The sequence below is a fragment of the Streptomyces barringtoniae genome, assembly GCF_020819595.1.
GTDB classification, from domain to species: Bacteria; Actinomycetota; Actinomycetes; order Streptomycetales; family Streptomycetaceae; genus Streptomyces; species Streptomyces barringtoniae.
The window spans coordinates 108708-121517 of record NZ_JAJHNP010000003.1; the positions used below are offsets into that span (position 1 = coordinate 108708).

Here is a 12810-nt window from a genome sequence, read left to right on the forward strand (position 1 = left end):
CTCTCTCGTTTCGTGTCAGGAAGACAGCTCAGTGCCTGACGTGACGAATTCGGGGATGGCCGGCTCCCCCGGCCGGGACTCCGCCCGGCGCCGGCCGCCCACCAGGTTTCCGGGTCGGCTCGTTGATGCGCAGCCCCGTACTGCCCCATGCAACAAAGGACCGAGAGGGCGGACTACGGAGGTGGTCGGCCGGAACCGGCTGCTCACAGGTGCGGCCGGTGCAGGGCGGTGCAAAGGTTGTCCTTCGCTGATCGTGCCGATGGCGGGAGTGGGGATGGGACGTCGTGAACGTGAGCTGGACCCGGCGGGCGGTCCGGTGCAGCGGTTCGCTTTCGAGTTGCGCAAGCTGCGCCAGGAAGCCGGGAGCCTGACCTACCGCGCGATGGCGCAGCGCACGTTGTATTCGGCCGCGACGCTGTCACGCGCGGCCGCTGGAGAGCTGTTGCCCTCGCTCGAGGTGACTCGGGCTTACGCCCACGCGTGTGGCGCGGATGCCGTCACGTGGGAGCAGCGCTGGCGCGCAGCATCGCAGGAGCTGGCCTTCCAGCCCAAGGACGGTGAGGACACACCGGGGCCCTACCGCGGGCTGGCCCGGTACGAGCCCGGCGATGCGGGCTTGTTCTTCGGCCGTGATCAGCTGACCGACCGACTGCTCGGGCTCGCGTCGGCCCGCCGGTTCACTGCGGTGTTCGGCCCGTCGGGCAGCGGCAAGTCCTCTCTGCTGCGCGCCGGCCTCATCCCCCGCCTGCGCAGCCCCGAGGCACCGCGGCCGCTGCCGGCGGCATTACGTGTCCTCACCCCCGGCGAGCATCCGATGCGCACCCACGCCCAGCGCCTGGTCCCGAAGGAAACCGACGGCGACACGTGGCTGATCATCGACCAGTTCGAAGAGCTGTACACCCTCTGCACCGACCGGGTCGAGCGTGAGCTGTTCATCGACCGTCTGCTGACGGCCACCGATCCGGCGAGCCCGCTGCGCGTCGTGATCGCCGTGCGGGCCGATTTCCTTGGCCGTTGCGCCGAACACGCCGGCCTGACCGGTGCGTTGCAGGACGGGACCGTGCTGGCCGGCCCGTTGAGCCGGGAGGAGCTACGGGAAGCCATCGTCAAGCCGGCCCAGGCATCCGGGCTGATCGTGGAGCGCGCCCTGACCGCTCGCATACTCGACGAGGTCGAGGACGAGCCCGGTGCGCTTCCGTTGATGTCCCATGCCCTGCTGGAAACGTGGCATCGCCGCAAGGGCCGCGCCCTCACGCTTCAGGCCTACGAGGCCATCGGCGGTATGCAGGGCGCCGTTGCCGGTACTGCCGAAGAGGTCTACGCGCGCTTCAACCCGGCACAGGCCGACCTCGCGCGCCGCGTCCTGCTGCGTCTCATCGCCCCGGGGGAGGGAAGCCCTGACACCCGCCGGCCTGCTCGCCGAGCGGAGTTCGACATGGGCGATCCGACCGATGTGTCCATGGTCCTGGAATGTCTCGTGCGCGCGCGGCTGGTCATCGTGGACGAGGAAGTCGTCGATCTTGCCCACGAGGCTCTGATCACGGCTTGGCCTCGGCTGCGCGGATGGATCGAGGAGGACCGCGAGCGCCTGCTCCTGCACCGGCGGCTGACGGAAGCGGCCCAGACCTGGGAGGAACTGGGCCAGGACCCGGGCGCGCTGTACCGCGGCACCCGCCTGGCCACCGCCCGGGAACACTTCGGCTCCGGGCCCGCTGCAGACCTCACCAGCCTGGAACACGCCTTCCTCAGCGCCAGCCTCACCGCACGCGAGCAGGAGCAGCAGGCCTCGGCACGCACCACCCGGCGCCTGCGGATCCTCACCGCGGCCCTGTCCGTCCTCCTGGCCGTCGCCATGACCGCGGGCCTGCTCGCCTGGCAGCAGAGCCGGAACAGCGATCAGCAGCGCCGCGATGCCGAGGCCGCCAGGCAGGTGGCGCTGTCCCGGCAGCTCGCCGCCCAATCCGCCGGTCTCATCGGCACGGACTCCGACCTCGCCTCCCTGCTGGCCATACGCGCCTACCGGACCAGCCCCACACCTCAGGCCGTCGAAAGCCTCTACGCTGCCGCCGCCGTCCCCCTGCGGCACCGGCTCACCGGCCCCGGTGGCGCTGTGACCTCGGCGGCGTTCAGCCCCGACGGACGCATCCTGGCCACCAGTACGGAGGGCCGCGACGGCACGGTGCAGTTATGGGACGCCGGCACCGGAAGCCTCGAAAGAAGCCTGCCCGGGCACCACGCGTGGGTATGGTCCATGGCCTTCAGCCCGGACGGCCGCACCCTCGCCACGGCCGCCATGAACGACGGCGTTCAACTGTGGAACGCGGCCACCGGCCGCCTCCGCACAAGCCTGCCCGGCCCTGCTGATGCGTTTTCGCTGGCTTTCAGCCCTGACGGGCGCACCCTCGCCACCGCCGGCGCCGAGCGCGGGATAGAGCTGTGGGACGCATCCGCTCATCTGCGCATGAGCCTTCCCGAGCAAACCCACGCGATGACGTCGGTGGCCTTCAGCCCGGACGGACGCACACTCGCCGCCGGCGGCAACGGCCACGGTGTACAGCTGTGGAACACGGCCCGTGGCCGGCTCCGAAGGACCCTGCCCGGACAGCCCGTGGGCGTGTTCTCCGTGGCCTTCAGCCCGGACGGGCAGACCATCGCCGTCAGTGGTACCAACGCGGTACGACTGTGGAGTACGGCCACCGGTCGCCTCCGCACGAGTCTGCCCGGCCCTACCGATGGCAGGGCGCCACTGGCATTCAGCCCCGATGGGAAAACTCTCGCCACGACCGGCCCCGACAACAGCGTGCGCCTGTGGGACACATCCGCCGGCACCACTCTGGCAACGCTCACCGGGCACACGGACACCGTGCTTACCGTGGCGTTCAGCCCGGACGGGCACACCCTCGCCACAGGTGGCCGCGATCGGAGTGCGCGCCTGTGGGACACGATGGCCGGCCCGAACCGTGCCGTTCTCTCCGGGCCGCGGGGAAAGGTGCTCTCGGTAGCGTTCAGTCCGGACGGGCGGACCCTGGCCACCGCCAGTTACGGCCGCGGGGTGGACCTGTGGAACGCACGCGACGGACACCGTCGCAGGACGCTGTCCAACGCACTGAACGACGTGTCATCGGTGGCGTTCACGCCCGACGGACACACTCTCGCCACCCTCGGCCGCCAGCGTGGCGTAGCGCTCTGGAACCCAGCCACCGGCCGCCTGCGCACTCGCCTGTCCCATGACACCAGCGACGTGTTCCGGATGGCGATCAGCCCGGACGGCCGCACCCTGGCCACCCGTGGTGTGGAGCATGGAGTGGAGCTGTGGGACGCGAACACCGGCCGCCTTCGCACAGGGCTCCCCGAATTCGTGGACGGCACGGGCTCGTTGGCATTCAGCCCGGACGGCCGGATGCTGGCAATAGCCGGCGCGGACGGTGTGGCGCGACTGTGGGACACGGTTTCCGGCCGCCTGCGCACAACCCTGCCCGGGCATGCGGAAAGCGCGGACTCGATGGCGTTCAGTCCCGACGGGCGTACCCTCGCCACCGCCGGCGTCAACGGCACGATACGACTGTGGGACACGAAGGCCGAACGCGTCCGCGCGACCCTGCCCGCACGGGCCGCCCCCGCGTTCGCCATCGTGTTCAGCCCGGACGGCCGCACCCTGGCCACCGCCGGCAGCTCCGACAGCACCGTTCGGCTCTGGGACACCGTCACCGGGAACACGCTCGCCACGCTCACCGGGCATACCGACACCGTGTTCTCGGCGGCCTTCAGCCCTGACAGCCGCGTCCTCGCCACCGCCGGCGGCGACGGAACCGTACGCCTGTGGAACATCCTCCTGCCTCCCCCGGCCACGGCCATCGGCAAGATCTGCCAAGCCCTCGGCCGCGACCTCACCCCGCAGGAGCGCTCGACGTACCTGCCCGACCAGCCACCGCACACCACATGCCCGGGGTGAACCCGGCCCGGCCTCCGGAACCCGGCTCTCGCCCGAGGGAAGATGCGCAGCACGCGCAGACAGGGCTCGTCTGGTCCTCCTTGCGGCTGCCGAGCGGTAGCCAGCCGTGGGCGTTGCGGAGTCTCGGTCGCCATTGCGCAAGCCGGCAGTGCTCGACGCCATCGGTGGCGCGCCGTACGGCGGGTCAGGACGGGGACTCCGACTCCCTTCTGCGCCTGCTGACCAGCAGCGCTGCGACGGCGGATCCCAGAGTGCCGACTGCGGTGCCCACACCCAGCCACACGGCGGTGGGCAGTCCATTCGCGCCGTCGTGGCGAGCGGGGTCCTGGGTCACCGTGAGGTAGCTGGTCTTCTTCACGCGCCCACGGTGGCTGACGACGGTGACGGGATACGTGCCGGGGGCCAGGCCCGGCTTGATCCGCGCCGGGCCCCAGAAGACCGGGTCATCCGCCTCATGGCCCTTGACCATGTCGAACTCCAGCCTGGCCGGGGACCGGAACGCCGGGGAGGTCGCGGTCAGTTGCTCCTCCTCCCCCGGGTCCGGATGCGCGTCCTGCCACCTGACGTACACCGTCCGGCCCGCCGTGATCGTGAAGCCCTTGGCCCGGGCGCTGAGCAGATACCCCTCCTTCCCGAAGAACGCCGGGCCCCTGGCGTTGCCCAGATAGTCGTCGTCGCCCGGGCGGGCCGAGCGGACGTCCAGCCGGCTCTCGGCCTTCCGCCTCCCGGCCGCATCGGTCACCCACACCGGGTACGGCCCATCACGGAGGGTGCGCCGCAGCGGCACGTCAAAGGCGTTGAAAGTACGGGTGTTGTTCCAGGACTTCCTGTCGTGTGCGAGACGGACGGGCGCAGCGAATGCCGTGCAATGGGCAGTGAAGGACTTGCCGGTCTCTCCTGGGTACAGGTCGTCGAAGAACAGGTTCACCTTGATCCCCGGGCGTCCCGCGCCGACTCCGTCCACTTCGATGGATGGACGCTTCGGCGGCTTCACGTCGATGGTGTCACGGGCGACGATCTTGCCTCCTGCCTTGACCACCAGCGGATACGATCCGGGCTTGGCCGACACCGGGATGGGCGCCCTCACGCCCTCCCCGCCGGTGTCCCCCGCAGGGTCGTCCAGCCGTACCGGGGCCGCGAAGACCGGCGATTCGGCCACCAGATGCACGCCTGGCTTCCGTTCGTAGTTGAGCAGATCGATCCCGATGGCCTCGCCGGGGCGCGGGCCCGCATACGCCTGGCTGATCGTCGGAGGGTCTTCGGCGGCGACGGCCGGCATCGCCAGGCCCGCGCCACTCAGCACTCCGCCACATACCCCGGCGGCCACCACCCGCTGCCAGTTCGCCCGCATGGCGTCCCCCCTCTCACTCGAAGAGGAAGAGGGGAAGACCGGCGCGGCGGTTCGTCAAGCAGCCCAGGAAGGCACCTGGGGGCCGCCTTCATCAGCGATCCCGCCCAGATGGGAACGACACGGCGACAGCTCTCGCCACGGCCTTCGGGACTTCGCAACTGGAGGTGGTGACCTGGAAAGCAGCCTCGAAGGGCGTGTAGTGGCCGAAAGCTCAGCCGCGCTCGCGGAGGTACGCCTCCAGCTCTGCGGCCCCGGTCAGCATCGCCCGCCCGCGGGCGGACAGCCGGCCGTGCCAGTCACGCAGTGCGGCCTCCAGCGGCTCCAGCCCGCCCGCCGCCCGTACCTGGGCGATCAGCGGGGCGATCTGCTCCAGCAGGTAGCCGCCCCGCCTCAGCTGGTGGGCCAGCCGGGCATCCCGTACGTCGGCCTCGTCGTAGACGCGGTAGCCGGTCAGCGGGTCGCGGCGCGGGCGCACCAGTCCGGCGCGCTCCCATTTGCGCAGCGTCGCCGGCCGGATTCCGAGCTTCCGTGCCAGCGGCCCGATGAACGTGCCGCCGGCACCCGACACAGCGGCCGGCTCGGACTCCACACCGGGCTCGGGCGCCGCAGTGGCCCCGAGGTCCCGGAGGGCGCTCTCCACCGCCTGGAGGGTCCGCCTGTCGTCGAGGAGTTGGGCGTGGCTCTCGTCGATGAGGCGGAAGGCCTCATCGACCGCGCCCTGGTTCACGGCCCGCATGATCGACGTCGCCGTCTGGTGGCCATGGCCGGGCACCAGGGCGAGGAACGCGTGCAGGGCCCGCGCGTGCAGCGGCGTATAGGTGCGGTAGCCGTGGGGTGTGCGAGCGGCGGCCGGAAGGATGCCGGCCTCCTCGTAGTTCCTGATCGCCTGCGTGGACAGACCGTGCCCGCGAGCCAGATCAACCGGCCTGAGCCGCTCACCGTCTTGAAGGTTTCTCCCCATGATCCTGACAATATCGCGGAAAAGTTTCAATCGAAGGTTCAACGATACCGTTGAGGGCATGGCTACGGACATCAAGGACACCGCTCGTGCCGTCGAGGCTGCCGCCATCATGAGGTTGCTCCCGGCCCGGCCCCGGCTGCTCGCCCTGGGCGAGCCCACTCACGGCGAGGACACTCTGCTCGACCTGCGCAACGAGCTCTTCCGGCAGCTCGTCGAGGAGGAGGGCTACCGGACGATCGCGATCGAGAGCGACTGCATGATGGGCCTGGTCGTCGACGCATACGTCACCTCGGGCACCGGCAACCTTGACGAGGTCATGAAGCGCGGATTCAGCCATCCGGACCTCGGGTTGGGCGCCTCTGCGGCCAACCGCGAACTCGTGCGCTGGATGCGCGCCCGCAACGACGGCCGGCCCGCGTCCGAGCAGCTCCGCTTCGCCGGTTTCGACGGCCCGTTGGAGATCACCGGCGCCGCGAGCCCCCGGCAGGCCCTCACGGCACTCCACGGCTACCTCGCGGCCCGGGTGGACGCGGACCTGCTCCCCTGCCCCGGGGAAACACTCGACCGCCTGCTCGGCACCGACGACCGGTGGACCAATCCCGCCGCGATGATGGACCCGGCCCAGTCCGTTGGGCAGTCGGCCGAGGCCAGGGAGTTGCGGCTGCTTGCCGACGATCTGGTGGCGCTGCTCGACGCGCAGACGCCGCACCTGCTCGCGGCGACCTCGCGGGACGACTGGGATCGGGCGCGCCTGTACGGGCGCACTGCGACCGGCCTGCTGCGCTACCACTACTGGATGGCCGACACCTCACCGGCCCGCATGACGCGGCTGTGCGCGCTGCGGGATTCGATGATGGCCGCCAACCTCCTCGCCATCGCCGAAAAGGGCCCGGTGCTGGTGCACGCCCACAACTCCCATCTGCAGCGGGAGAAGAGCACGATGCAGATGTGGCAGGGCCCGGTGGAGTGGTGGAGCGCCGGTGCGCTGGTGAGCGCCCGACTCGGCGAGGGGTACGCCTTCGCGGCCACGGCCCTCGGCACGATCCGGCACCGCGGAGTGGACACCCCGCCCCCGGACACCGTCGAAGGCCTCCTGTACGCGCTCCCCGAGGACCGCTGCGTCATCGACGCCCCGCGGCTGGCCGCCGCCCTTGGCGACACGCGGCCCGCGCACCGCGTATCCCCCTGGTTCGGCTACTCCCCGCTCGACCCGGCACACCTGGCGAACAGCGACGGGATCGTGTTCGTCAAGGACATCCCACAGGCCTGGCGCTGCTGACTTCGGCTCGTCGGGGCGATTCTTCTCGAAGTCCCTGATGAGCTACGGCGCTCTTTCCGACCACCGGTTGAGTCAGGGAATGCTCTTGACCGTGGTTCGGACTTGGGAGATGACACTGGCGGGGAGTGTGGCGTAACCCTGGAAACTGAGATCTTGCTGGCCTTTTTCGCTGGCGATGTAGTCGAGGAACGCTTTGGTGGCGGGCCAGGTTGCCGGTTTGTTGCCTTTGTTGCAGACGACTTCGTAGGTGACCATGTCGATGGGGTAGGCGTCCGCCGCTTTGGTTGTGTAGTCGATGGTGAGCCTGATGTCACCCGCCGTATCGGCGGTCTTCGCGCCCGCGATGGCTTTCGACGCGTTGATGACGTTGGGGTCGACGGGAGAAGGAGCACCCGTGGCGATGGAGGCGGTGGGGATGGTGTTGTTGATGGCGTACGGCAACTCGAAGTAGCCGATCGCGCCCGCTGTCTGTTTGACCTTGGCGGCCAGGCCTGAGGAGCCTGCGGCGGACTGGCCGCCCTTGCCGCTCCATTGCTTGCCGTGCGCGTACGGCCAGGCGCTGGAGGCGGTGGTGCTCAGGTAGGTGGTGAAGTTGTCGGTCGTGCCCGAGGCATCGGAGCGGTGGAAGGTCTGGATCGGCGTCTTCGGAAAGGTGGTGCCCGGGTTGAGCTTCGCGATCGCGGGATCGTCCCAGCTGGTGATCTGTGAGTCGAAGATCTTCGCGAGGGTTGGGGCGTCAAGGACGAGTTTGGCGACTCCCTGTACGTTGTAGCCGACCGCGATCGGGCCGCCGACCATCGGCAGGTCGATGGCATTCCCTCCGCTCTTGCAGACGCTCTTGGACTGGGTGATCTGAGCGGGGCTCAGCGCGGAGTCGGAGCCTGCGAATGCGGTGCGGCCGTGCAGGAACTCCGTCTGGCCTGCTCCGGAACCGGTGCCGTTGTAGGTGATACGGATTCCTGGGCATGCCTGTGTGTAGTTCTTGATCCAGAACCGCATCGCGTACTGCTGGGCGGTGGAGCCGGATGCCAGCAGACTGGCCGCCTTGCCACAGGCGATGCCACCGGCCTTGGCGGTGTAACCGGAGGGGCTGGCAGGTGGTCTGCTGGCGGAGCCGGACGGCTTGTGCTTCGCACCGCAGCCGGCCAGCACCAGAGCCCCGCAGACCGCTGCCGCGCCGATGGCCAGTGGATGCGTCCCGCTCTTGGGATGAGCCTTCACTCTCGGGGTGTCCCTTCCTGGAGTCCGCCGGTACGACGAGGGCGTGCGGCGGCGCGGGGGTACGAGGTCACTGCGGCTGGAAATGGTCTGCGGCGGGTTCACCCCCGCATGACAGGTGAAGCCAGGGAAGATAGCTGTGCGTGATCAAATTATCGCGAAGCGTGTCCGATCTTCTGACTGGGCGGCGCGAGCCCCTGAGGCATACGGGGGAAGATCGAGGTCTCCGGCAGGAGAAGCAACGACAGCTGCGGAACCGGTGATCGCGGCACCGGCGATTGCGGGATCGGCGTCGGCGAGTCCGAGCGATCTCCGCGCGCCGAGGGCGTTCACTGCCTCGGGGTAGCAGCGCCGGGGCGCACAGGACCCCGCGCTACCTTGATCCCGGCGTCGTCGGCACGCACAGCCACGCGAGAACCGCTGCGGTCAGGTAGGCGAGCGCGCCGAGAGTCATGCTGGTGCGCAGCCCGGCGGCGTAGTGGGTGGACGTGGCGAGCAGGCTGCCCCCGAGCGCCACGCCGGTCGCGCTCCCGATCTGGCGGGCGGTGTTGAACAGGGCGGATGCGGCGCCTGAGTACGACGGAGGCGCGGCGCCCATCACCGTCGCGGTGGAGCCGGTGAGGGCGAAGGACGTGCCGAATCCGGCGGCCATCATCGGGGCCACCAGCAGCGGATAGGCGGGATCGGCACCCGCCGCGGCCCAGCCCGCAAGCCCCAGGGCGGCCAGCAGCATGCCGGTGATGACCAGGGGACGATCACCCGTACGGCGGGCCAACCGCCCGGACAGGACGGAGGCGAACATGGTCATCGCCACCGCCGGGAACAGCGCCAGTCCCGTGCCGAGGGCGCTGAAGCCGCGCTGGTGCTGGAACTCCAGGCTCGCGGTGAACACCATGCCGTAGAAGCCGAAGTTGAACAGCAGGCCGATGGCGACTCCCCCGCTCATCGCCCGGGAGCGCAGCAGGCGAAGGGGCACGACGGGCGACGCGGCCAGCCGCTCACGTACCACAAAGGCCGTGCCGGCCGCTGCGGCCAGGCCCACCCCGGCGAGGACAACCGGGGCCGTCCAGCCACGCCGTCCGGCCTCGTTGAGCGCCGCGGTCAGCAGCGCCACCGCCGCCACGACCGCGCACTGCGCCGGCCAGTCCAGGGCCCGGGCGGCACACCGGGGTGAACGCGCCACGTGCCGCAGGGTCAGCAGCAGGCAGGCCGCACCGACGGGAAGGTTGATCAGGAAGACCCAGCGCCATCCCACCGTGGACACGAGGAGGCCGCCCAGCAGCGGCCCGGCCGACGCCGCGACGCCCGCCATCGAGCCCCACAGCCCGAAGGCCCGCGAGCGTTCCGTCGGCAGTGGGTAGGCCTGCTGGAGCAGGGCCAGGGAACCGGGCACGATCAGCGCCGCGCCGAACCCCTCCAGCAGTCGGGCGGCGACCAGGAAGGGCGCATCGGGGGCAAGGGCGCATCCGGCTGAGGACGCGGTGAACACGGCCACGCCCCAACCGAAGACCCGTCGGTTGCCGAGCCGGTCGCCCAGTGCGCCGCCGGTCAGCAGGAAGCCGGCGAAGACCAGGGTGTAGCCGTCGGTGATCCACTGGATGCCAGTGAGCGAGGTCTGCAGGTCCCGGCCGATCACGGGCACGGCGACGTTGATGACCGTCACGTCCAGGATGACCATGAAATACCCGGCGCACACGGCGAGGAGCGGTACCCACATGCGCCGCTCGGGCCGGCGGGCCGGCTTGTGAGGGGACAGGGACTCACTGCCGTCGCTCGGCTCCGCGAACGCCACGGTCTCAACCCCATCCCGCGCACGGACGTACACAATCGAACGTCACAGTAAGGGACGTGTGCCCCGTTGCCCGGGAAGACCGGGCTGGTGTGCCTCACGGCTTGTGGAGGCCGCGGGACAGCGCGGTGTGCCGGTAGAACGCTTGTCGATCACGCTGTGTGTCTCGCGCGTGCTGACCGCCTGCGCGGTGGCGCGCGCACCGGTGGACCCGCCTCAGGTGCGGTTCGCTGCCCGCACGATCAGGGCCGGAATCAGTAGGCGGAGTTGACGTTGTCGATGGAGCCGTAGCGGTGGGCGGCGTAGTTGGCGGCCGCGGTGATGTTGGCGACCGGGTCGGTGACGCTCTTGGCGGTGCCGGTGACGTGGTAGGCGTTGAAGGTCGGGTCGATGACCTGGAGGAGGCCCTTGGAGGGGGTGCCCTTCTGGGCGTTGCCGTCCCAGTTGTTCTGGGCGCTGGGGTTGCCGCCGGACTCGCGCATGATGTTGCGCTTGAGGCCCTCGTAGCTGCCGGGGATGCCCTTGGCCTTCATGATCTGCAGGGACTGCTTGATCCAGCCGTCGAGGCTGTTGGCGGAGCCGCTGGTGGACCGGGCGGTGGTGCCGCTGTCGTTGGCGGAGGCCGTGACCGTGGTGGCGTGTGCCTGGGTGGCTTCGGCGGCCTGGGCGTTCGCGGGCATCAGGGTGATGGCGGCGGCTGCGGCGCCCGTGGTCGCGATGCCGGTGAGGCCGAGGGTGCGCAGACGGGCGAGGCGCGTGCGGTTGGTCATGATCATGCGTAAGCAACTCTCCGGCGGGGACATGGGCGGTGCCGGCCGCTGTTCGTTGCGGCGGCGTCGGTCTGCCCGCGCGGATGCGGGGCGGACCTCGGGGGTTCGCTGGGTGCGTGTTCCGGTTCCCGGCGACGACAGACATGGTTAGCGGCGGCCGGGGCGGAAGGCAATGATGTGACCTACTACCCCACTGCGGGCATATTGCCCTAAATCGGAAACTGTGGCGGTATCTGTCCTGTTCAGGGGCATCTCGTTCTACGATGCCGCTTAGGATGTGATCCCGCTCTCGTGGGCACCGTCACGCCCGGCAGCCCCGCAGACACCGAACAGCGAGGGCCGTCACACGGGCGCACGGCCTTGTCGACGCCCTTCTTTCCACTTCCAGCAGATGGACGCACCGCGCCCGCAGCGCAACCGGGTTCACATCGACGTCTGGGTGCCCTATGACCAAGCCGAAACCTGCATAGCCGTAGCCATCGCCGCCGGAGGGCGCCTGGTGACCGACGCCCACGCTCCCTCGCACTGGGTACTGGCCGGCCCGGATGGCAACGAAGCCTGCGTCGGAACCGCCGACTGGACCGGCCCGGAGCCCGCACGGCGGCAGGCGTCGACCATCGGGCAGCAGTCGGCGCCTGCCTCGACGGGTGCCCGCCTGTTCTCGCAGGCCGCCGTGCGGGGATGCGGTTGCCCTCCAACACTCCTACGTGTCCGACGGGCCCGGCGGAACGACGTCTGTTCCGCCAGGACAGGCCGGACCACTTCGCCAGCCAGTCAGCGGGTGAAGGTGACCCTGCTTTCCTTCAGAGCGCCACAGTTGGAGCCGGTCACCTGGACGTACACGTTGCTGATGTTGCCACCCCAGTCGACGCAGTGAGCCTTGCCGTAGACGTAGGTCGGCCCCGCGTACGACGTGTACTGCCCGTAGTCCTGGTCACCCTGATCGGTGGCGGAGACATAGATCCATGCGGACATGGCCACGGCGGTACCCGGGTTGCTGCGGATGGTCGCGACGCAGTTCTTTCCGTTCGCGGAGTTGTACGTCAGGTAGACGGTGCCCAACGACCCGACGGGCGCGGAGTTCACGGTCTTGTAGCCGCTTCCGCAGACCTTCTGCGGTGTGGTGTTGGCCGTGGCCGAGGCGGGTGCTGCCAAGGCCGTCGCGGTTCCCACCGACAGGGCCGCCAGTGCGGTGGCGGCCAAAACGGAACGAACAAATCACATATTTCCCCCTTGCGACTGTTGGAGGTGGTTGCTCCTGCCTGGAGTGACCCCCGAGGCGCCAAAGGGTTGTGCCCTGTTCGCCGGAGACGTCTTGCGGGCAGCCACAGCAGTACAGGTGGGCGGCGATCGCCGCCCCGCCGCAGCCACTCCGCACTTGAGAAGGCCACTCCTGCTGAAGTGTCAATCAGGCACGGGCGGCGGCGGGAAGCCACATCCCCAGCTGGTGGCGGCCCGATGCAACGAAATCAGGCGGGCGGCTCCAAACG

9 protein-coding genes are annotated in these 12810 nt (G+C 69.8%); 3 read left to right on the plus strand and 6 right to left on the minus strand.

Features of this window, described 5'->3' with window-relative positions; translation table 11 throughout:
- Nucleotides 1-274 precede the first annotated feature (274 nt).
- On the plus strand, nucleotides 275-3952 hold the full coding sequence (locus LMU33_RS05305; RefSeq protein ID WP_228617786.1) for an nSTAND1 domain-containing NTPase: 3678 nt from the start codon (nucleotides 275-277) through the stop codon (nucleotides 3950-3952).
- 184 nt (nucleotides 3953-4136) lie between these two features.
- Here LMU33_RS05305 and LMU33_RS05310 read toward each other — a convergent pair whose 3' ends face one another.
- Complete coding sequence (locus LMU33_RS05310) at nucleotides 4137-5303, minus strand: hypothetical protein (RefSeq protein WP_228617788.1); 1167 nt, start codon at nucleotides 5301-5303, stop codon at nucleotides 4137-4139.
- Nucleotides 5304-5514: 211 nt separating this feature from the next.
- On the minus strand, nucleotides 5515-6264 hold the full coding sequence (locus LMU33_RS05315) for a MerR family transcriptional regulator (RefSeq protein WP_228617789.1): 750 nt from the start codon (nucleotides 6262-6264) through the stop codon (nucleotides 5515-5517).
- Between the two features lie 58 nt (nucleotides 6265-6322).
- On the opposite strand from LMU33_RS05315, the gene LMU33_RS05320 reads away from it, so the two are divergent.
- Entirely contained in the window at nucleotides 6323-7543 is a 1221-nt protein-coding gene (locus tag LMU33_RS05320) for an erythromycin esterase family protein (RefSeq protein ID WP_228617791.1), read from the plus strand.
- 72 nt (nucleotides 7544-7615) lie between these two features.
- Here the strand turns inward: LMU33_RS05320 and pstS are convergent, their stop codons facing one another.
- From pstS to LMU33_RS05335, 3 genes are all read right to left on the minus strand, one after another.
- Nucleotides 7616-8764 carry a phosphate ABC transporter substrate-binding protein PstS gene (pstS, locus tag LMU33_RS05325; protein WP_228617793.1) on the minus strand — a complete coding sequence of 383 codons (1149 nt, stop codon included), beginning with the start codon at nucleotides 8762-8764 and terminating at the stop codon, nucleotides 7616-7618.
- 370 nt (nucleotides 8765-9134) lie between these two features.
- A complete protein-coding gene (locus LMU33_RS05330; RefSeq protein WP_372477873.1) occupies nucleotides 9135-10553 on the minus strand; it encodes an MFS transporter in 1419 nt (472 codons plus the stop codon).
- Between the two features lie 251 nt (nucleotides 10554-10804).
- Entirely contained in the window at nucleotides 10805-11326 is a 522-nt protein-coding gene (locus tag LMU33_RS05335; RefSeq protein WP_228617795.1) for a transglycosylase SLT domain-containing protein, read from the minus strand.
- Nucleotides 11327-11597: 271 nt separating this feature from the next.
- On the opposite strand from LMU33_RS05335, the gene LMU33_RS05340 reads away from it, so the two are divergent.
- Nucleotides 11598-12197, plus strand: coding sequence for a VOC family protein (locus LMU33_RS05340; RefSeq protein ID WP_228617796.1), 600 nt, complete (start codon nucleotides 11598-11600; stop codon nucleotides 12195-12197).
- Here LMU33_RS05340 and LMU33_RS05345 read toward each other — a convergent pair.
- Nucleotides 12095-12523 (minus strand): spore-associated protein, encoded by a 429-nt coding sequence (locus LMU33_RS05345; protein WP_228617798.1) that lies wholly within the window; start codon nucleotides 12521-12523, stop codon nucleotides 12095-12097. The two genes, LMU33_RS05340 and LMU33_RS05345, sit on opposite strands and share 103 nt — an antisense overlap.
- Nucleotides 12524-12810: the final 287 nt, after the last annotated feature.